This is a genomic window from Pedobacter sp. JCM 36344 (assembly GCF_046546555.1).
In the GTDB taxonomy this organism is placed as follows: Bacteria; Bacteroidota; Bacteroidia; order Sphingobacteriales; family Sphingobacteriaceae; genus Pedobacter.
The window spans coordinates 58447-77457 of the sequence record NZ_JBKHKK010000014.1 but is presented as its reverse complement, the minus strand read 5'-3'; the positions used below and the strand labels follow the sequence as shown (position 1 = coordinate 77457).

Below are 19011 nucleotides of genomic sequence, written 5' to 3'. Positions count from 1 at the left end.
ATTTGTTTATTTGATCTATATAAGGTTCTAAAACCAAAATTGTTTGGTTAGAAGCCCCCTAATCTGTTCTTTTTTATTGTCAAGAATATCTGTGGCTATATTATTTTTTTGAATCTTTGCATCGTTATAATTGCCTAATCTCCAGGTTGATATTCAAAAGGCAGCTGATCGCCTAAACGTTTTTTGCCCCAGTATCCTTGAATATAGAAACTTTTGTAATCAATGTAACTTCCTTTTTTATCGAGAATTGCATTTTCCAGAAAGAGGGTCATAATAGACCCCTCTTTGTACATAGCCTGAGTAATCTCGTTATCATTAGTTACTTTATCTTCTACCGAAGCCTTCTTCATGTCGTGATAGATATAAAATCGTCTTTTAAACTTCAACTCCACGAAGTTACTGTCAACTGTAAATAAAAACTGTTCCATATCTACCAGTTTCGGGTCAAGCTGTAAGGGTGCAGTCCTGTTCATGATATTATAAGTTAAAAATCCTTCTTGCCTGGTTGTGTTAGTATATAAAGACCTGAGGTAATGCATGAATGATCCATCGTAAGCTTTCCGCCTGTTCAATTTCCATTGCTCCTGCTGTTTCGGTGTACCATCCATATTTTCAAACAAAGATTCTCCATCATAACTTGTGATGCCGGTACCACTGTTAAACCTAAAGTTTCTTAACAGATAGCGGATATTGTAACCGAGGCTTTTGTTTTCGATAATTAGAAAGTCACTAGTTATAGCTTCTAGAAAAGTCTGACGGATGCTAAACTCCAATAAATCAGTATTTATTATTCTACAAGCCTTTGCATTTGCAGATTCACCAAGAAAGTTTTTTATGAACACTTTGATCTGTTTATCGCGTTGAGATCCATCGCCAATAACTACTTAAGATAACACAATCTGTTTCTCAGTAAGTATGATATTAAGTTTCGCAGATTGAGATTGTATGACCACGTTCTGCTTCACTGAAGCATACCCGATCATATTTACAACTAGCTGATACGTTCCAGGGCTAACATTGTTAAACACAAACTCATCTTTGATATCCGTTTTCGTCACCTGCTTTGATCCATTTATGAAGACAGTTGCGGCATCTACAGGACCTCCTACAGAGGTTTTAATAAGGCCACCAATGTTGAAACTAGTCTGCGCCCTGATGGCACTAGAGCAAAGGCAGAAAAATAATACGCATAAAAAGATCTTCATTTGGTGAACCACTAATAAATTAACAAATAAAACAGCAGGCCTACTACCGCGGCAAATAATGTATTTAAGAAATTTACGAAGTTATTTCCAATAACCCCTCTTCTTTACAGTGAGGCACCAATAACAGAGTCTGACAAATTTCCTAGAATTCCAGCTATTCCAATCAAAAGAGATATAGTGCTGCAGGTGGCATAACTAAGGCCTACAATAAAGGCACCAATGGCCCCAAGCACGGTACCTTCAATACTCACTACCCCATCTAGTCCATTTGTATCTTGTTTAAGCGTAAGGATATTATAAAATCTACGACCATAAACGATCCGAGTTCAGAAGATAGCGTGTCTGCCAAGGCAGAAGCGAGGCTAGATGACATCATTATTAGATAAAATTGAAAATGTGCTGGATCAATAATACAGAATAGGGCGCAAATTGCTGCAACTCCCCCATTGGCAAAAACCTGTCCAGCGGTCCTACCATTGGTCTGAACAGATTGAGATTGAAGCTTGAATTTGAAGTCTTTTTTGTATGATGTGGCAACAACGCTTAAAATAAAGAAAACGAGCAGCAACAATATCCCCCTCCATTGATCAGCAAGAAAGACACATAAGCCAATAATACCTGCAGCCAAAGCACCTGAAAAAGTTAATTTTTTAAATTTCAAGCAAATGGCCATTACGGTGACTAAAAAAGCTGCTAACAATAGTTCCTCAGTGCCTAAGGCAATCATTTGCTAAACTAGATTCTTCTGTGATCAGGTAACCAGTTCTTGATTGCCATCTTAATGTCGGTAACTGACAGATTTTCAGATAGAGTCCTATTAAGGAGCAACGGAAGCTCTTCATCCGAAGCAAACCGTAATGCAGCGATTTGGCCGAAAGTAAGATTATCTTCCAACGGCTCCAGACGCTGACTAGTCAGCACGTAATACCTGAGTCTCATTTCCAACACGACAATTCTATTTTGAACAGTCATCCCGTAGTGTTGCCTGACCATGAACGACAACCAACCTATCAAGAAAACTATTGCTGCCGCGAAAAACCATAATGCATCATTCGTCTCATCCGTAAAAGCTTTCCTAAGAGCGAAAGCAAATAGAACTCCCACAATTGGATAAAATATGAAATGGTGGACCGGATAAAAGCGAATGTGATTCTTATAACTTTGCATGACCTGAATTCAAGGAATCGTGAAATTAGTAATTATTTTTTGAGCGATTGGGCTTCCTGCAAATGCTTCCTGGAAATAGGAAGATATTTGGTGGCGAATGCCTTAATGTCAGGATCTTTAGAATTATTACCAACTTCAAAGAACCGAATAGCATTTTGCTGATCCTCAATAACCATTTGCAAGTAACTATCTTGAGTCAATTTGTTAGATTGCTGGTTTAGGTTCAGGGTACCCGGCAGGGCAACATTTTTATAACCAAACAACCTCTTGAGATCTTTCTGTTCTAACTCCTGACTGGCTGACATGACCTTTGCAAAATCTGCGACTTTTCTATCTAGTGATTTGGCTTGTATTAGCGTGCTCATTTGAATAATTGTCATTTGATGTATAGCAATCTTATTCATAAAGTCAACAGAGGTCAAGCTATCAAGGCGATGCTGATTTACCCCCTTTGGACCATTTACCTTCGCTACAGCATTATTAGCGATCACTATAGCGTTTTCTGAGGACCCTGCTCTGAGGTCATTGCCATTTGGAATTCCAATCGTCAAACCATCTCCACTAGCGTTAATGACACTTTGGCTTGGATTTGGAGCATTGGGCTTAAGCGTTGTTATAGTACTTCTTGTTCTGGTAACTGATCCATCTTCAGCGACCCTTTTATGAGTAGAACAAGAAGCAAGGATGCCAACACAGAAGATCAGAACTGAAGAAATACGTGGAATTTTCATGATTTCGAAGATTAGGTGTCTTAATAAATAAACTACAAATGGCATTATTATGTTTGCACCAGGCAGGATCTTATTCATTAAGAGATGTTAACGGTGAGGGTATTGCCTTTATATCTTTTTCCGTCTAATTCAGAAACTGCTTTTTCTGCCATTTTATCACTGCTCATTTGGAGAAACGCGTAGCCTTTACATTTTTTAGTTGCTCGATCACGTACAACTTTAATTGTACTCACCTCTGCATAAGTACTAACAAAACCTACCAAATCTAATTCATCGACATCGGGAGGAAGACCCCCAACAAAAACTTTCATCATATGTGTAATATCTAAGGCTTGAATAGCAATAATAGTACCTCATTTTCTTAAGTATTATTAAAAACACTTACCTTGCCGAGGCTGTTATAGTTTAAACAATGAAAACTCCTCCTCTTAATCTCTCTGAAGTATTTAATCTTTCGCTGGTTGAAATGTTTGCAGCAGAAAAAAAGTATATCAAAGCCTTTGAAGCCATGGGCCAAACCGCTTTTACCCCCGAACTAGCAACCGCTCTATCTCCAGATACCAACAACACTGAAAGCCATATTTCTAGACTGCAGCTTATCCTGGAATCTCAACAATTGAAGACGTTCAGAATTACTTCAACTTTGGATGATGAATTGTTAAAAAAAACAAAGGAAGTTGTGGGCTTTGCTAAGCAAAAGTCCATACTAAAAGATTTACAATTGTTGCATACCGGCAAAACAATCCTTGAAATGAAAGCGGGCAGCTACGAAGTTCTCTATCTTTTGGCCACGGAATTGAAGCTGGGGCAACCAGCGTCGCTTTTAGAGCAGAGCTATAAGGATTTACAGAATTCAATAGCTTATCTAAAGCAGATATCACAGAATATAATTTACCCTGCAGCAAAAGCGTCGGGGAGTGCTTAAAAGTTCGACATTTATTAATAGCTACAGGAATTACTTAATTACTATGCCGTAATAACTAACCAGTTGTTTCGCAGTTTTAGCCATCTCTATATCAGTCAAAGACCGATCGTAAAGAAGAAATCTGGCCATTTCACCAACAAAGGACTCTCGACCAGGATGTTGCACAGCATCCCTTTCCTGGCCAATAGCCATGCGCGATGAGTTGGCCTTTACGTTTACAGGAAATGGACTCGAGGCGATTGCTTTAGATCCATCGTTCAGATACAAATTGAGCATAACAGTATCCGTTCCCTTACCCATCCTGCCCATTATAAGGTAATACCGGTCTTTAATTACGATCTCTTTAGAAGTTACATAAGGATTGTTTTTATCCCATCTACCAAATGTTACTGCATTTCTACTGCTCATCCAGAAACTATTGTCGTCATTAAAGCCGCCCCAAATTCCCTCATTATTGGGCTGATTACGAAGGTTACCAAAAAAACAGTTCACATCTGGCAGTTCACCAGATTGCTTTCCTGCTTTAAGAATGCTAAACCACGTATATCCGCTTCCAATAACAAGATGATCAAAAGCATCTTCGTCCATATTAATTAATTCCTGCTTATTGAACATCAATGTTCCATGTCCCTTTAAAGCTTCAACCTTTTTAACAAATCTGGGTCTCCCAGATCCTAAAACACTGCGCCCTTCATCACGTTTGGAAAAGTCTTTTACTACAAAGGATGTAACCTGATTCTGCCAATGCTCTACTAGATCACCATCTGTTACCACACCTTTATCGGCGTTGAGATCTACAATAAGCATTTCCTTATTGATCTTTTGGGCGTAAGTAAATCCTACACAAGCCGATAGTAATATTGACAATAAGAATTTCATATTTGTTTGTTTTATAGCCCAATATAAAACAACCAAACAGAAATCCCCCTATTTAAAGGAGATTTTAAACCAATCGAGCGCAATATTCACATCCTGTTGTGTCAAGTTGTGAGCGGCAGGAACACTCAGGTAAGTTACATTAAATCTCCCTTGTTAAGCGTTTCCATATGGCTTTGGCACTGCTCGGGTCAACTATAGGATCTGTACTACCGATGCTTAGAAATAACGGTGCATAAGGTTTAGAAGAAAACTAAGGTAATGTTTTAAAAGGTGGCATTGGTCAAAATAACATTCCTGATCCATTTCTTCCCTGCTGAATTTCAATGCCCCAGGGGAAGAAGGTTAAAATGGTTCCTGCACTTCCCCTTTCTTCACCGAAATAAAAATAATACATATGGGGATCATCAAAATTCACCGCTTTTTGACAAAACGCAGTCCAAGTATTCTGATATAAAAGTCGAAGTTCAGTTTGGCATCACCTGCAATTTCAGTGATATGATGAAGTCCTAAAATTCAATTTTCCATGATCTTTCGTGCCCTAACCTTACTTAAAAACTCTGGCGTCATTCCCAAATAAGAAGCTATAAAATGTTATGGAACACGCTGTGGAATGGTAGGATAATGATCAAGGAAATCCAGGTATTTTTGTTCTGCCGTTTTCGCGATACTAAAATAAAGCCTATTCTACATAGTTGAGATGTTCCTTTCCACCAATTTTCTATAAAATTGCTTGAATTTAGGAACCTGACTTAATAATAATTCTTTACTACGTGGATCGAGGATCAACAATTCTGTATCCTCCAGTGTCTCAATAAAAAGATTCCCTGGCTTCTGATCAGAAAAACTCACAATATCGCTTATCCATCCATTCTCGATACCGAACTGGATGATTACTTCATTACCGTTGTCGTCAATATAGTACTTCCTCAAAGATCCTTTCACAATAAAGCCTTCGAAATTACAAGTCTCACCCGCTCTTAGCAAACAAGTCTTCTTGGGAGACTGCTTAGTTCTAAGCAAATTATTAAATGTATCAAGCTCTTCTGCACTGAAAGTTACGTACAGGGAAACATTACTATTGATCTCTTGAAACACGCGCTATAATATTAAAGAGCAACTTAGCCGTAATTCTTAAAATTCCAGTAAACCATCTCGAATAATTTGCAGAATGATAGGAACGTGTGGTAAGGTGTACTTATCTCTAAAGAAATTTTTTAATCTTCTGACAGTTATTTGTAGTTAGCAGCAAGTTTTAGTGCCTCGTAAGCATTTACAATACCGCCACTTCTACACAACTCGGAAAATGTAATTTGTTCGTCAGTTCCAGGCTTCTTAACAGTTCCTTCCGGCTTATAACAGCTTTTAACAAGAATATCTATTACTTGTGCAGGTTTTAACTTAGGATAGTGCTCCAAAATCAAAGCCGCTATGCCAGATACGACAGGTGCAGCCATACTTGTTCCATTCGCATTTCCGTAGGTATTACCGCCTGGAATGGTCGAGTATATTTTAACTCCAGGCGAAAAAACATCCACTATTTTCTTGCCGTAGTTCGAAAAGCCAGCAGTCAGTCCTCCGTTTGTAAGATCTCCACTCGCCCCTACAGTAATCATATTTGTTGCCTTTTTACCGTCCGACAAGTACAATGGGTTCGGGAAATTATCCTCCACATCAATATTCTTGGAATCGTTACCAGCGGCATGAACGAGTAGCACATTCTTTTTTTCAGCATATCTGATAGCGTCATCTACCCATTGTTTCTCTGGGGAATACCCCTTACCAAAACTCATGGAGATTACTTTAGCGCCATTATCGACTGCATAGCGAATTGCGAGCGCGATATCCTTATCATGCTCATCACCATCTGGTACTGCACGTACCATCATTATTTTTACGTTATCTGCAACGCCATCGATACCAATTCCGTTGTCTCTTTTAGCTGCAATGATTCCAGATACATGGGTACCATGAAAGGCGAACTTTGCCATCACATCGTTATTACCGTAATAGCGATCAGAAAAATCAGCATAGTTATCTCTTACGATATCTGCCCTATAATTAACAAGCGGCAAATCTAACTTGGCAACGCTCTCTTCTAAAGTAGTTACATAGGCTCCGAACTCATCCCTGAACTGATCTATAGAGATATCCATCATCTTGTTTCCTTGCAGAAGAGAGAGCAAGCCCTTTCTGGCATTTTCAATCTTGGGATCTTGCGAACTGAAATTTTCTAAATCAGTACCTTTTATAGTATCCTTTTTCAAGCCTATATGAAGCAAGCTATCTGCCCATTTAATCCCTTGAAAAGATTCCTGAAAGTCTTTTAATTTAGCGCGGTTAGCCATTAAAGGTGCTTCGTACTTAGTCTTCAACTTCGAATATAGTGCGGTATCTCTGGGTAAAATAGTTTTTTGAGCACCCAAGTTCTTAAATAAGCGTTCCGCCTCTTCGGTGTCCTTTCCAACACTACGGCCGTCTTTTCCGCCGAGGAAATTCCAGCCATAAACGTCGTCAATATATCCATTCTTATCATCATCTTTACCATTACCGGGCTTCTCTTTTGGATTCTTCCATAACACTTGAGATAAATCTTGATGTAGCGTATCAACGCCTGAATCTATAACAGCAACGGTTACTGGTGTACTTTTTTTACCTTTCAGCAATTCCGTGTAGGTTTTATTAAGGCTGATACCATAAAATCCGTCTTTACCTTTATCTAGTAGGTGCCAGCCATTTGGCGCTTGAATAGTGGGGGCAATGGGAGCAACCTGAGCGTTGACATTGAAATTGAATGCAAGTAATAACCCGCTTAATGCAAGAATTTTAATCTTATTAATCATACTTAAGTTAGTTGTTTGTGTGTTATAAATTTTTAGAAAATACCTATTTAACAATTTGCATTAACAAAACAACTAACGTTTACTAAACTAAAATAGTTTCTATGGTATGGTCAGAAGGATGTTATTTAATTTTATTTAACTAAGAATTTCCCTGCTTAGCGGCGAGTTGATCATTGATTGCTTTTTCAATGCCGTTCCCAATCATAACAAGCAGTTCAATCTCCACATCTTTATCAGTCACCCAGGTTACCTGCTCATTTTCGACAAATGGCCAAACTGCACATAGTTGATCCAAGCCATTAAATATGTTATATTTGATCTCACCTGGAAAAGGCACCGCTAGTAAAGCGCGATCATTTCCGTTGATGGTTATTAAAATCTCAAAAGGTTCCATAATCAAAGCTAGGTATTATCATCAACAAATTCGCCATTATTGCATCGGTTCCGCCCAGCAATAGGTTCTATCTCGGCCTGCTGGAGGTTTAAGAAGTGATCGCCATTGCCCTTGCTCGTAGTAAGCTCGTATTACAACATGCATGAACTCGGAGTCAGCTTTCCCTTTCTTCGGTATTCCTTCGGTTCCTGGTCGCTTCGAAGCGACCAGGAACCGAACAAAAGGCGTGGTAAAGCCGATTAAAAAACGGCGGCGGATAAAAGTCAGTATGAGTTCAGACAAACTGCAATAGGAGTTTACTAAGAGCCTATACTTATATTGAGGTAAACGCTTCCTAACGGAATTTAGACTAGATATTCTGAGCAATCACGTACCCTGCAGCCCAAGCCCATTGAAAGTTGTAACCACCAAGCCAGCCAGTAACGTCTACACATTCACCCCCAAAAAATAGACCTGGGATTTTTCTACATTCCAACGTTTTCGAAGATAATTCTTTTGTATCTATTCCACCACGCATAACTTCTGCTTTGTCATAGCCTTTGTCTCCCGCGGCTTTCACTGTAAACAGATGTATCGTTTTATAAACGAGTTCAATCTCTAGCTTAGTCATTGAAGCTACCGTTTTTTCAATAGGTAAATATTTTGACATCGCATCAGTTAATTTCTTAGAGAAAAACCGATTAAATAATGCGGAAAGAAGGGTCTTCCCATTTGAGGATCGCTCCTGCTCTATCAGTTCGGAAATATTTTCTCTGGGAAGTAAATTCAGGTTGAATACTTCCCCTCTTTGCCAGTAGGAAGATATTTGCAAGATTGCCGGGCCGCTTAATCCCCAATGGGTGAACAATATATTTTCTTCGAAGGAAATTCGCTCGTTGCTAACCTCGCAAAAGACCGTGTTGCCGGAAAGCTGTGCATACCATTCTTCGTCTTTACCGGTAATCGTCAATGGAACCAGTCCAGGGGCGGTTTCAATGATATTTAAGTTGTACTTTCTGGCAAATCGCATAGCGAAATCTGTGGCGCCCATTTTAGGTATCGGCAAGCCTCCGGTCGCAATCACAAGCTTCGGTGACTTCAATATACGCTGTTTACCATTCTTTTGAAACTGAACATTGAATCCTTCATTTGAAGAAAGCACCTCAGAAACTTCTGCATTGGTGATGATTTGTTGGTCGAGGTCTGTGCACAGCGTGGTAAAGACTTCTACGACGTCCTTTGCGGACTTATCTATTGGGAAAAGCTGGCCTAGTGTTTTCTCTTGTCCCTGAATCCCATAGGTGTCGAAAAAAGCGATGGTATTCGCGACCGACCATTGCTGGAACGCTGATTTTAAAAAATCCTTATTGCTGGAGATAAAGTTTTCATCGCTTGAAAAGAGGTTGGTGTAGTTGCATCTACCACCTCCGGAGATTAATATTTTTGCACCCGGCTTATCGTTTTTTTCTAAAAGAATAACCTTTTTGCCCAAATATCCGGCTTGTACTGCGCACATCAATCCACAAGCCCCTGCACCAATAATTATAGCATCTGCATCCATCAATCCGTTAATATTGTTATTTTTGTGCAAAATAAGCATAAGTTTCTCAAATAGATATGGCAAAGCAGATAAGTGATTTGAAATTAGGAATTCTGGGTGGTGGGCAGTTAGGCCGGATGCTCATTCAGGAAGCTATTAATTACAACCTCACTACTTTAGTATTAGACCCCGATCCTGACGCGCCTTGCAGGCACATCACGAACTATTTTGAATGCGGCTCTATCACAGATTTTGACACTGTTTACAGTTTTGGTAAAAAAGCTGACATTATTACAATAGAGATTGAAAAAGTTAATATTGATGCGCTTGAACAACTAGAAAAAGATGGAAAACAAGTTTATCCTCCATCGAGAGTGATCAGACTGATACAGGATAAGGGTGTTCAGAAGCAATTTTTAAAGGAAAACGACATTCCGACTGCCCAATTTCAATTGGCAAATACGAGAGAGGATATCTTAAACAGCGATTTCAGTTTTCCTTACATGTTAAAGCTGCGGAAAGATGGCTACGATGGCAAGGGAGTGATGAAAATTAACAGTATCTCAGAAATCGATCAGGCTTTCAATGCACCTTGTCTAATTGAAGAGCTTATTGATTTCGAAAAGGAAATAGCAGTTATAGTTAGTCGCAATCCGAAAGGGGAGGTAAAAACTTTTCCCATGGTAGAAATGGAATTCAATGACGAGGCTAATCTTGTTGAATTTCTAATATCTCCTTCAACCTACCCTGAAGCCATCCAAAACAGGGCTGAAGAAATCGCAATAAAGATCGCTAATTCATTAAATATTACTGGTCTGCTAGCAGTAGAAATGTTTGTTACCAGAAATGGTGAAATCCTTGTTAATGAAGTTGCACCACGTCCACATAATAGTGGACATCATACTATTGAAGGTAATTACGTGTCTCAATTTGACCAGCATTTACGCTCAATTTTCAGCTTGCCCTTAGGTGATACTAGAGCCATAACCAATGCGGTTATGATTAATTTACTAGGAGAGAAAGGTCATGATGGTGTTGCAAAATATAAGGGATTAGAAAAGGTAATGGCATTGGATGGCGTTTATGTTCATCTTTATGGAAAGAAATATACTAAACCTTTCAGAAAAATGGGACACATTACGGTGGTTGATCAAAACCGCGAAGAGGCTATACAAAAGGCAAATTTCATTAAAAACACGTTAAAGGTCATCTCTTAATGAGCGTACAAGTCGGAATTATCATGGGCAGCAAGTCTGACCTTCACATTATGCAGGATGCTGCAGACATTTTTAAGGAATTTGGGATAGAATTTGAGATGACAGTCGTATCTGCTCACCGTACTCCTGAACGAATGTTTGACTATGCGAAGAATGCTGCGGGACGGGGTTTAAAAGTTATTATTGCCGGTGCTGGTGGAGCAGCTCATTTACCAGGGATGGTCGCTTCTATTACCGTTTTACCGGTGATCGGCGTGCCGGTGAAGTCCTCGAATTCGATTGATGGATGGGATTCAATACTATCTATCTTGCAAATGCCAAATGGAATTCCTGTGGCGACGGTTGCGCTAAACGCAGCTAAAAATGCGGGATTGCTGGCAGTACAAATTCTTTCGACTGCAGATAAATCGCTCGCAAAAAAAATGCAAAATTACAAAGATGACTTGCGTAGAAACGTGGAAGAAAGCGCCGCAGATTTGTAGTTAATTTAGCCTTGGATCCTCCGGAAAATTGCTAACATGGGCATATTTTGGTCCCAGATTGATAATCACTTCACGCCACAGCTCCTCTTCATTATCGGAGAATACAACATCAGGATGATATTGATCTGAGACTATCCAGGTATTCTTGGATATCTCACCTTTTAGTTGATCTGGAGCCCAACCTGAATAACCTAAAAAGAATTTAATTTCATGAGGCATTATACTTCCATTATCAATAAGAACCTTTAGAATCTCGAAATTTCCTCCCCAATAAATCCCTTTTGCAATCTCATGGCCATCATTGATTATATCATAACATCTGTGGATAAAATGAACGGTATCAGTGGCTACCGGACCTCCTATATAAACTGGAAATTCTGCTTCAGGCATTTCAGGAATAAGATCTTTCAATAAAAGTAGACTAGGATGATTTAAGACAAAGCCTACAGTGCCTTCTTCCCGATAGTCGCTAATCAAAATGACAGAGCGTTTGAAATTAGGGTCCATAAGAAAAGGCTCAGATATCAATAGTTTCCCTAGAGAAGGTTCAATGAGACTCAACATTTTGAGATATTTAAAGTAAAATTAAATAAAGTAACCCTATTTTTGTTTATGAAGCTTACTAAAGAAAACTTACAAAACTTACGCCAAGATTATCGCGTATCGTCACTTTCTGAAAGTGATGTAGAGGTCGATCCAATTTTACAATTCAAGAAGTGGTTTTCCGATGCGGTTAGCGCACAGCTTTACGAACCTAATGTAATGACTTTTGCTACTGCCGATAGTGATGGAAAGCCGTCTGCACGTATTGTACTACTGAAAGGATTTGATGAGCATGGATTTGTATTTTATACTAATTATGAAAGTAAAAAAAGTCAGGACCTTATTGAAAACCCACAGGCTGCACTGGTCTTTTTCTGGGCAGAATTGGAAAGACAAGTACGAGTGGAGGGTATAGTTAGTAAAGTTGATAAGGAAGTTTCCAAGGCATATTTTCATTCAAGGCCAATTGGAAGTCAGATTGGCGCAATAGCTTCGCCCCAAAGCGCTGTGATTACTGACCGGTCCATCTTAGAGAACAAGGTATCTGCGCTTACGGAGCAGTATGAAGGCAAGGAAATACCTTTACCTGACAACTGGGGAGGCTATCTTGTGGAACCAAAACACATCGAGTTTTGGCAAGGAAGATCGAGCAGATTGCATGATAGAATTATTTATGATTTTGTTGAAAGCGCATGGAAAATTAATCGATTAGCACCTTAAAAATAATGTTATGAAAATCGCTGTAGTAGGATCTGGGACAATGGGGAACGGTATTGCCCATACATTCTCACAATTTGGCCACTTGGTAAATCTCATCGATATTAATCAGGATGCTCTTGATAGGGCATTGAAGACTATTGACAAAAATTTACAGCGACAGGTTGAGAGAGGAACGTTGACGGCTGATAAGAAAGTGGAGGTGCTCCTGAACATTGTAACCTTTACAGATTTAAAGTCAGGTTTGGCTGACGTCGACTTAGTAATAGAAGCTGCTACGGAAGATCTGGGTCTTAAATTAAAAATTTTTAAAGATTTGGATACTTTCGCGCCGGCTGAGGCTATTTTAGCAAGCAATACTTCTTCAATATCTATTACAAAAATAGCCTCTGTAACTTCCAGACCAGATAAGGTCATCGGAATGCATTTTATGAACCCGGTTCCATTAATGAAGCTTGTAGAAGTAATAAGGGGTTATGGAACAAGCGATGAAACTTCCTCGGTAGTCGTCAATTTGTCAAGGGGATTGAACAAAACTCCCACGGAAGTAAATGATTATCCAGGCTTTATCGCCAATAGGATTTTAATGCCGATGATCAATGAAGCAATCTATTCCTTGTATGAAGGCGTTGCTGGAGTTGAAGAAATAGATACTGTGATGAAGCTGGGAATGGCGCATCCAATGGGTCCTTTACAATTGGCGGATTTTATTGGTTTAGATGTATGCTTATCCATTCTGAGCGTACTGTATGATGGTTTTGGAAATCCTAAATATGCGCCCTGTCCCCTGCTGGTAAATATGGTTGCTGCAGGAAAGAAAGGCATTAAGTCTGGCGAAGGTTTTTATCAGTACACCAACGGAACTAAGGAGATCAAAGTATCTAAAAAATTTAGCAAAGCAGACCTTTTATCTTAACTTTACAATATGAATGAAAACCTTGATCCCTCTGCTGAAAGTTTATCTCCAATAGAGCGGGATGTCGAAAAAGTTCTGCGCCCTCAGGCTTTTGAGGACTTCACCGGACAGGAAAAGGTGATGGAAAACCTAAAGATCTTTGTACAGGCTGCGAAGCTCAGATCTGAACCGCTTGACCATGTGCTACTGCACGGTCCTCCAGGACTCGGCAAAACTACTTTATCTTACATCATTGCCAATGAAATGAATGTTGGAATTAAGGTAACTTCCGGACCTGTTCTTGATAAACCTGGCGATCTGGCGGGCTTGCTTACAAATCTGGATACCGGAGATATTTTATTCATAGATGAGATTCACAGGCTAAGTCCATTAGTAGAGGAATATTTGTACTCTGCAATGGAGGATTTTAAGATTGATATCATGCTTGAAAGTGGCCCCAACGCAAGATCAGTACAAATTAATTTAAATCCGTTCACGTTGGTCGGTGCCACTACACGTTCGGGTTTGCTAACAGCTCCACTTAGGGCCAGGTTTGGAATTAACTCCCGCCTTGCTTATTATGACGCCAAATTACTAACAACTATCGTATTACGCTCATCCGAAATATTGAAAACACCTATTACAGACGAGGGTGCATACGAGATTGCGAGGAGAAGTCGTGGAACTCCGAGGATAGCAAACGCGTTATTGAGACGCACAAGGGATTTCGCGCAAATTAAGGGCAATGGTGAGATTGATACTGAAATTGCACGTTATGCATTAAATGCTTTGAATGTGGATGAGCATGGTCTTGATGAGATGGACAACAAGATTCTGATCACTATTATTGATAAATTCAAAGGTGGCCCTGTTGGCTTGAAAACAATCGCAACTGCAGTGGGTGATGATGAAGGAACAATTGAAGAGGTTTATGAGCCTTTTTTAATTCAAGAAGGTTTTCTTATGCGAACTGCAAGAGGAAGGGAAGCTACTGAAGCCGCTTACAAGCATTTAAAAAGGAATTATCCCGGTCAAGTGGGGAAATTATTTTAGAAAGTAATCGCGTTAAAACGACGGTCATTTAAGACTGTCCTTTTATTTTTATTATTACGAGATATTTCTTATTTCCGTATGACAAACCAGTATACTAAAAGAATAATGACAAGCACCGGAAGAATCCACTTGAGAACTTTCCCCGCTCCGTTGCTGTCATACTCTTCAACAGCTTGTGGCGATGGCCCCGGATCTTGCTCGTGTTTTGCATAATCATGTTCAATGGGTTTAGAAGGCCTATTTGGATCTTCAATATGATTGGGTTCTTCGCTATAATTGGGATCTTTAGTTTCCATGATCTTGGGTTTAGTTCATTATCCTTATTGTAGGTTACAACAGCAGCTTAAATAAAATGTTTTAATCCTAAAGTTTATCTTTGTGACTGATGATTGAAAATCGTGCGAGATATAGCAAGCTCATTAAGGATGAGGCCCAACGTCTTGGCTTTATGCAATGTGGGATCGCGGAGGCTGAATTCCTAAACGACGAAGCCCCCAGACTGGAAAAGTGGCTCAATAATAATCATCATGGTAAAATGGGTTATATGGAAAATCATTTTGACAAAAGACTGGATCCCAGGCTCTTGGTTGATGATGCTAAATCAGTCATATCACTTACCTTGAACTACTATTCTGAAGCACAACAAATTGATCCCGAATCTCCCAAGATATCTAAATACGCATTTGGCGCTGATTACCATCAAGTCATAAAGGCAAAGCTGTGTGAACTACTAAATTTTATTTCAGATAATATTGGGGAGGTAGCCGGTCGCGCCTTTGTAGACTCTGCTCCCGTCTTAGATCGTGCATGGGCAAAGCGAGCAGGGATTGGCTGGATCGGTAAAAACAGTAATCTGATCAGCAAAAAAAGTGGCTCTTTTTTCTTTCTTGCAGAGTTAATTGTAGATCTGGATCTGGAATATGACAATTCGTTTGAAACTGATCATTGCGGCACCTGTACGAAATGTATTGACGCCTGCCCTACCGAAGCAATACTGTCTCCTTTCATTATAGACGCAAAAAAATGCATTTCTTATCTGACCATTGAGTTAAAAGACGAAATTCCTTATCACTTTAATGATAAGATGGACAATTGGATGTTTGGTTGCGACATTTGTCAGGACGTATGCCCATGGAACAGATTCTCCGTGCCTAATTTAGAGCCTGCTTTCAAGCCTAATGACAATTTGCTTCAAATGAAGAAAACGGATTGGCTAGATATTACAGAAGACGTTTTTAAAACGATCTTTAAAAATTCTGCTGTTAAGCGAGCAAAGTTTAAGGGTCTTAAAAGAAATATTGACTTTTTAAGGAAAGTTAATCGCTGAACATCAAGTACTACTTTCCAAACTTCATCTTCAGTTGTTCCAACATATCGTTGGTAACATCCACTGGTTTTGATTCCTTATTAGGGATAAACTGAGGACGTGATTGATTTTGAGCTACTTTGGATGAGGTGGATGACTGGCTGGCGTGATGGTTTACAGGTTTAGCCGCTAGATTTACTAGTCCTTTTTCATGCACTTTCTTTTCCTGTTTAAGGGCTTCCTTTTTTTTGTTCCAACGTTCCCATATTTCTGTTAACTTTTTCTTAGTGTACAACGGAAAATCGCCCTGCTTCATCCAAGAGTAGTAACTAGGTTCTATGTCGAATACCTGCTCTACAGTTTTACCTTTATGTTTTCCGAAGTTAAAGATCTCTTGCTCCTCTTCATTAAAGACCATTCGGCCGGCGAAATCCACAGGCTTATTCATGTTACTAAAAGCATGTAACGCATCAACATCATTTTGAACTGGTTTAGAGATATTGCCTTGTTTATCCTCAAAATTGGCATCCTTATAGCGTTCGATCTGTGCTAACAGAACATGGTAGGTAGCAATGATATCAGCTTCAGCAGAGTGTGCATTGACAATATCTTTGTCACAGTAAAACTTATAGGCTGCGCGTAGCGTACGTTGTTCCATTTGATGAAATATGTTTTGAACATCGACAAACTTCCTGTCATTCATATCGAAATCTATCCCTGCCCTTAAAAATTCTTCTAATAGAACAGGTATGTCAAACCTATTGGAATTATAGCCGGCGAGGTCTGCATCACCAATAAAATCTGCGATCTCCTTCGCTACCGTTTTAAACGTAGGTTCACTTAATATATGTTCTTCATAGATACCGTGAATTACTGACGACTGCAAAGGAATTGGCATCTCTGGATTGATCCTCAATGTTTTTACAAGCTCCAAACCGTCTGGCATAGCTTTAAGAATGGAGATTTCAACAATGCGATCTGCTCCAACATTCACACCAGTAGTTTCAAGATCGAAAAAAGCGAGGGGACGTATTAAATTTAATTTCATGTGCAGCGTTTTGTAGCACTTCAAAAGTCGTAAAAATGATTCATTTAATCGATAATATGTTTTTTTATTTATGTTTCAAAGGTTATATTGCCTCATTAGACTGCTCTTAGTTATGAAACACATTTATCTATTCTTTTTTCTTTCCACATTATCATTGGGCACCATGGCGCAAGATTTCACTTACGGAGGCGTAAGTGGTAGTGATATAAATCTGACAAACACCAGATTGGACAGTAACGCCAATGCTATGGTGATCAACGAATATGGGGCAGCAGCGATGCAGTTGGACTATAACGATGGTCATATGTATATCAACTTCGTATATCACGTAAGAATTAAAATATTCAATAAGAACGGTTTTGAGAATGGGAATGTGGTGATTCCACTACGGACGTATACCGAAAACGAAGACTCAATCGACGAATTAAAAGCAACGACTTTTAATTTTGTTGATGGAAAATTATTACGATATGAACTGGATCAAAAAAAGATCTTTAATGAGAAAAGAAATAAATACGTCAGTTTAAAAAAGTTCACCATGCCCAATTTAGTTGAGGGCAGTGTTATTGAGTATAGTTATCTAATGCGCATTCCCACTATATTTAACTTTAAGAGTTGGGAATTTCAGTCCAGTATACCTAAGTTGCGTAGTGAATTTGTTTCTACTATTCCTGCTATTTACAACTACAATGTTTCTCTAAGAGGAGCAAAAAAACTGACCTCTACAAAGGCGGAGCTACAGAAAGAATGCCTGGTGATTTCAGGAATGAAGGCCGATTGTTCGAAAATGACCTATATCATGACTGATGTGCCAGCCTTCATTCAGGAAGATTATATGACGGCACCCGATAATTTTAAGTCAGCCATATACTATGAACTGTCTGATTATACCACTGCCTCTGGAAGCAAGACCAACATCACCAAAACCTGGAGAGATGTGGACAACGAGTTGCTTGATGATAAATCCTTTGGGGCACAGCTTAAGAGAAAAGACTTATTTATTCCGCTACTGCCAGCCATTACCCGTGAGGCTACAGACCACCTTTCGAAGGCAAAGGCGATTTATACGTACATAGGGAGGAGTATCAAAAGCAACCACTTTATTGGAATACGTACCGAAAACGGAATAAAAAAAGCGCTCGAAACCCGGTCAGGTAATGTTGGAGATATCAATCTTGCGCTGGTTACTGCATTAAACGCTGCAGGTATGGATGCAGAAGCCTTAATTCTATCCACTCGTCAAAATGGCTTGGTTAACAGTCTATATCCGGTGATCTCAGAATTCAATTATGTGATCGCGAAGCTAAATCTTGGAGATCAAACCTATCTTCTTGATGCTTCAGAGCCTCAACTTCCTTTTGGACTTATTCCGTTGAACTGCGTAAATGGCAATGGAAGGGCTATTGGATTTAAGAAAAAAGCATCTTATTGGTATGAGATTAGGGCCCCACAAAAGGAGACAACGAAATATATTCTGGAAGCTGCCCTCGATCTAAGTGGAAACTTGAAAGGATTGCTTACCACGTATTCAATGGGCTACGCCGCCTTAAATAAGAGAGCTCAAATTGGTGCAGCAGGCTCTGTTGACGAATATGTAGAAAAATTGGATGAGCAAATGCCTAACATCAAAATATTAAACCATGTTATTGAGAACCTTGATACGCTTGAAAATGCCCTAGTTGAAAAGTATGAAATTGAAATGAAGGTATTTGAAAACATGAACTTCGCACAACTGTACTTTAATCCTTTCTTTATCAACCGTACCAGCAAAAACCCATTTAACTTAAATGAACGGACTTATCCAGTTGATATGGGTGCTGCGCGCGAGGAAAGGGTGACCATGATGATTAAGCTTCCGGAAAACCTGTACCTGGCAGAGCAACCTAAAAATGTTTCAATGGCGCTACCTGAGAATGGAGGAAAGTTCATGTCTAACACTACATTAATGGGAAATACTTTAACCTTTACACAAGTATTTCAACTAAATAAGCCAATCTATAGCCCTGAAGAATACCTTGCTTTGAAGGAATTCTACAGTAGAATGATTCAATTGCAGAAAACTGATATTATTCTTAAAAAAGCAAAGTAAT

Annotated in this window: 21 protein-coding genes and 1 pseudogene; 8 read left to right on the top strand and 14 right to left on the bottom strand. The window is 39.3% G+C overall.

The window, feature by feature from the left end; all coding sequences use genetic code 11:
• Positions 1 to 134 precede the first annotated feature (134 nt).
• The 6 genes and pseudogenes from ACHFIZ_RS14000 to ACHFIZ_RS13975 all read right to left on the bottom strand — a co-directional run bounded on the left by ACHFIZ_RS14000 (position 135) and on the right by ACHFIZ_RS13975 (position 3417).
• Positions 135 to 842 carry a hypothetical protein gene (locus ACHFIZ_RS14000; protein ID WP_410886892.1) on the bottom strand — a complete coding sequence of 236 codons (708 nt, stop codon included), beginning with the start codon at positions 840 to 842 and terminating at the stop codon, positions 135 to 137.
• Between the two features lie 42 nt (positions 843 to 884).
• On the bottom strand, positions 885 to 1205 hold the full coding sequence (locus ACHFIZ_RS13995; RefSeq protein WP_410886890.1) for a carboxypeptidase-like regulatory domain-containing protein: 321 nt from the start codon (positions 1203 to 1205) through the stop codon (positions 885 to 887).
• Between the two features lie 104 nt (positions 1206 to 1309).
• Positions 1310 to 1878: pseudogene (locus tag ACHFIZ_RS13990) on the bottom strand (DUF92 domain-containing protein).
• A gap of 62 nt (positions 1879 to 1940) precedes the next feature.
• Positions 1941 to 2372: a DUF6526 family protein gene (locus tag ACHFIZ_RS13985; protein WP_410886888.1), complete on the bottom strand. Its 432-nt coding sequence runs from the start codon at positions 2370 to 2372 to the stop codon at positions 1941 to 1943.
• Between the two features lie 32 nt (positions 2373 to 2404).
• The gene (locus ACHFIZ_RS13980) at positions 2405 to 3181 is read right to left on the bottom strand and encodes a DUF4142 domain-containing protein (RefSeq protein ID WP_410886886.1); all 777 of its coding nucleotides are present in this window, start codon (positions 3179 to 3181) and stop codon (positions 2405 to 2407) included.
• Positions 3181 to 3417 (bottom strand): RNA recognition motif domain-containing protein, encoded by a 237-nt coding sequence (locus ACHFIZ_RS13975; protein WP_410886885.1) that lies wholly within the window; start codon positions 3415 to 3417, stop codon positions 3181 to 3183. Before ACHFIZ_RS13975 ends, ACHFIZ_RS13980 begins: the two co-directional genes overlap by 1 nt.
• A gap of 98 nt (positions 3418 to 3515) precedes the next feature.
• On the opposite strand from ACHFIZ_RS13975, the gene ACHFIZ_RS13970 reads away from it, so the two are divergent.
• Complete coding sequence (locus ACHFIZ_RS13970) at positions 3516 to 4028, top strand: DUF892 family protein (protein ID WP_410886883.1); 513 nt, start codon at positions 3516 to 3518, stop codon at positions 4026 to 4028.
• 30 nt (positions 4029 to 4058) lie between these two features.
• Here the strand turns inward: ACHFIZ_RS13970 and ACHFIZ_RS13965 are convergent, their stop codons facing one another.
• The 5 genes from ACHFIZ_RS13965 to ACHFIZ_RS13945 form a co-directional block, all read right to left on the bottom strand.
• Entirely contained in the window at positions 4059 to 4907 is an 849-nt protein-coding gene (locus ACHFIZ_RS13965; protein WP_410886881.1) for a hypothetical protein, read from the bottom strand.
• A 684-nt stretch (positions 4908 to 5591) separates the two neighbouring features.
• Entirely contained in the window at positions 5592 to 6002 is a 411-nt protein-coding gene (locus ACHFIZ_RS13960; protein ID WP_410886879.1) for a Crp/Fnr family transcriptional regulator, read from the bottom strand.
• Between the two features lie 134 nt (positions 6003 to 6136).
• Positions 6137 to 7747, bottom strand: coding sequence for a S8 family peptidase (locus tag ACHFIZ_RS13955; RefSeq protein ID WP_410886877.1), 1611 nt, complete (start codon positions 7745 to 7747; stop codon positions 6137 to 6139).
• A gap of 139 nt (positions 7748 to 7886) precedes the next feature.
• Positions 7887 to 8141, bottom strand: a complete 255-nt coding sequence (locus ACHFIZ_RS13950; RefSeq protein ID WP_410886875.1) for a hypothetical protein — start codon at positions 8139 to 8141, stop codon at positions 7887 to 7889.
• 349 nt (positions 8142 to 8490) lie between these two features.
• On the bottom strand, positions 8491 to 9720 hold the full coding sequence (locus ACHFIZ_RS13945) for an NAD(P)/FAD-dependent oxidoreductase (RefSeq protein WP_410886874.1): 1230 nt from the start codon (positions 9718 to 9720) through the stop codon (positions 8491 to 8493).
• Between the two features lie 17 nt (positions 9721 to 9737).
• Between ACHFIZ_RS13945 and ACHFIZ_RS13940 the strand changes: the two genes are divergently transcribed.
• Positions 9738 to 10877 (top strand): 5-(carboxyamino)imidazole ribonucleotide synthase, encoded by a 1140-nt coding sequence (locus ACHFIZ_RS13940; RefSeq protein WP_410886872.1) that lies wholly within the window; start codon positions 9738 to 9740, stop codon positions 10875 to 10877.
• On the top strand, positions 10877 to 11359 hold the full coding sequence (purE, locus tag ACHFIZ_RS13935; protein ID WP_410886870.1) for a 5-(carboxyamino)imidazole ribonucleotide mutase: 483 nt from the start codon (positions 10877 to 10879) through the stop codon (positions 11357 to 11359). The genes ACHFIZ_RS13940 and purE overlap by 1 nt, the downstream gene beginning before the upstream one ends.
• Here purE and ACHFIZ_RS13930 read toward each other — a convergent pair whose 3' ends face one another.
• A complete protein-coding gene (locus ACHFIZ_RS13930) occupies positions 11360 to 11923 on the bottom strand; it encodes a YqgE/AlgH family protein (RefSeq protein WP_410886868.1) in 564 nt (187 codons plus the stop codon).
• Between the two features lie 48 nt (positions 11924 to 11971).
• Between ACHFIZ_RS13930 and pdxH the strand changes: the two genes are divergently transcribed.
• Genes pdxH through ruvB form a run of 3 tightly spaced genes read left to right on the top strand, consistent with a single transcriptional unit; the run spans position 11972 to position 14567 of the window.
• The gene (gene pdxH, locus ACHFIZ_RS13925; protein ID WP_410886866.1) at positions 11972 to 12622 is read left to right on the top strand and encodes a pyridoxamine 5'-phosphate oxidase; all 651 of its coding nucleotides are present in this window, start codon (positions 11972 to 11974) and stop codon (positions 12620 to 12622) included.
• Positions 12623 to 12632: 10 nt separating this feature from the next.
• Complete coding sequence (locus tag ACHFIZ_RS13920; protein ID WP_410886864.1) at positions 12633 to 13535, top strand: 3-hydroxyacyl-CoA dehydrogenase family protein; 903 nt, start codon at positions 12633 to 12635, stop codon at positions 13533 to 13535.
• 9 nt (positions 13536 to 13544) lie between these two features.
• Positions 13545 to 14567 (top strand): Holliday junction branch migration DNA helicase RuvB, encoded by a 1023-nt coding sequence (ruvB, locus tag ACHFIZ_RS13915; protein WP_410886862.1) that lies wholly within the window; start codon positions 13545 to 13547, stop codon positions 14565 to 14567.
• 68 nt (positions 14568 to 14635) lie between these two features.
• On the opposite strand, the gene ACHFIZ_RS13910 is transcribed toward ruvB, so the two are convergent.
• Positions 14636 to 14863, bottom strand: coding sequence for a hypothetical protein (locus ACHFIZ_RS13910; RefSeq protein WP_410886860.1), 228 nt, complete (start codon positions 14861 to 14863; stop codon positions 14636 to 14638).
• Positions 14864 to 14952: 89 nt separating this feature from the next.
• Between ACHFIZ_RS13910 and queG the strand changes: the two genes are divergently transcribed.
• Entirely contained in the window at positions 14953 to 15894 is a 942-nt protein-coding gene (queG, locus tag ACHFIZ_RS13905; protein WP_410886858.1) for a tRNA epoxyqueuosine(34) reductase QueG, read from the top strand.
• A gap of 10 nt (positions 15895 to 15904) precedes the next feature.
• Here queG and ACHFIZ_RS13900 read toward each other — a convergent pair whose 3' ends face one another.
• Positions 15905 to 16921: an exonuclease domain-containing protein gene (locus tag ACHFIZ_RS13900; RefSeq protein ID WP_410886856.1), complete on the bottom strand. Its 1017-nt coding sequence runs from the start codon at positions 16919 to 16921 to the stop codon at positions 15905 to 15907.
• A 112-nt stretch (positions 16922 to 17033) separates the two neighbouring features.
• Between ACHFIZ_RS13900 and ACHFIZ_RS13895 the strand changes: the two genes are divergently transcribed.
• Complete coding sequence (locus ACHFIZ_RS13895; RefSeq protein ID WP_410886854.1) at positions 17034 to 19010, top strand: DUF3857 domain-containing protein; 1977 nt, start codon at positions 17034 to 17036, stop codon at positions 19008 to 19010.
• The last annotated feature ends 1 nt before the right edge of the window (position 19011 follow it).

Bases quoted from the DNA above. Each gene is read 5' to 3' on its own strand.
- ACHFIZ_RS13995 (WP_410886890.1), bottom strand. From the start codon at position 1,205: ATGAAGATCTTTTTATGCGTATTATTTTTCTGCCTTTGCTCTAGTGCC.
- ACHFIZ_RS13985 (WP_410886888.1), bottom strand. From the start codon at position 2,372: ATGCAAAGTTATAAGAATCACATTCGCTTTTATCCGGTCCACCATTTC.
- ACHFIZ_RS13980 (WP_410886886.1), bottom strand. From the start codon at position 3,181: ATGAATAAGATCCTGCCTGGTGCAAACATAATAATGCCATTTGTAGTT.
- ACHFIZ_RS13975 (WP_410886885.1), bottom strand. From the start codon at position 3,417: ATGATGAAAGTTTTTGTTGGGGGTCTTCCTCCCGATGTCGATGAATTA.
- ACHFIZ_RS13970 (WP_410886883.1), top strand. From the start codon at position 3,516: ATGAAAACTCCTCCTCTTAATCTCTCTGAAGTATTTAATCTTTCGCTG.
- ACHFIZ_RS13965 (WP_410886881.1), bottom strand. From the start codon at position 4,907: ATGAAATTCTTATTGTCAATATTACTATCGGCTTGTGTAGGATTTACT.
- ACHFIZ_RS13955 (WP_410886877.1), bottom strand. From the start codon at position 7,747: ATGATTAATAAGATTAAAATTCTTGCATTAAGCGGGTTATTACTTGCA.
- ACHFIZ_RS13950 (WP_410886875.1), bottom strand. From the start codon at position 8,141: ATGGAACCTTTTGAGATTTTAATAACCATCAACGGAAATGATCGCGCT.
- ACHFIZ_RS13945 (WP_410886874.1), bottom strand. From the start codon at position 9,720: ATGCTTATTTTGCACAAAAATAACAATATTAACGGATTGATGGATGCA.
- ACHFIZ_RS13940 (WP_410886872.1), top strand. From the start codon at position 9,738: ATGGCAAAGCAGATAAGTGATTTGAAATTAGGAATTCTGGGTGGTGGG.
- purE (WP_410886870.1), top strand. From the start codon at position 10,877: ATGAGCGTACAAGTCGGAATTATCATGGGCAGCAAGTCTGACCTTCAC.
- ACHFIZ_RS13930 (WP_410886868.1), bottom strand. From the start codon at position 11,923: ATGTTGAGTCTCATTGAACCTTCTCTAGGGAAACTATTGATATCTGAG.
- pdxH (WP_410886866.1), top strand. From the start codon at position 11,972: ATGAAGCTTACTAAAGAAAACTTACAAAACTTACGCCAAGATTATCGC.
- ACHFIZ_RS13920 (WP_410886864.1), top strand. From the start codon at position 12,633: ATGAAAATCGCTGTAGTAGGATCTGGGACAATGGGGAACGGTATTGCC.
- ruvB (WP_410886862.1), top strand. From the start codon at position 13,545: ATGAATGAAAACCTTGATCCCTCTGCTGAAAGTTTATCTCCAATAGAG.
- ACHFIZ_RS13910 (WP_410886860.1), bottom strand. From the start codon at position 14,863: ATGGAAACTAAAGATCCCAATTATAGCGAAGAACCCAATCATATTGAA.
- queG (WP_410886858.1), top strand. From the start codon at position 14,953: ATGATTGAAAATCGTGCGAGATATAGCAAGCTCATTAAGGATGAGGCC.
- ACHFIZ_RS13900 (WP_410886856.1), bottom strand. From the start codon at position 16,921: ATGAAATTAAATTTAATACGTCCCCTCGCTTTTTTCGATCTTGAAACT.
- ACHFIZ_RS13895 (WP_410886854.1), top strand. From the start codon at position 17,034: ATGAAACACATTTATCTATTCTTTTTTCTTTCCACATTATCATTGGGC.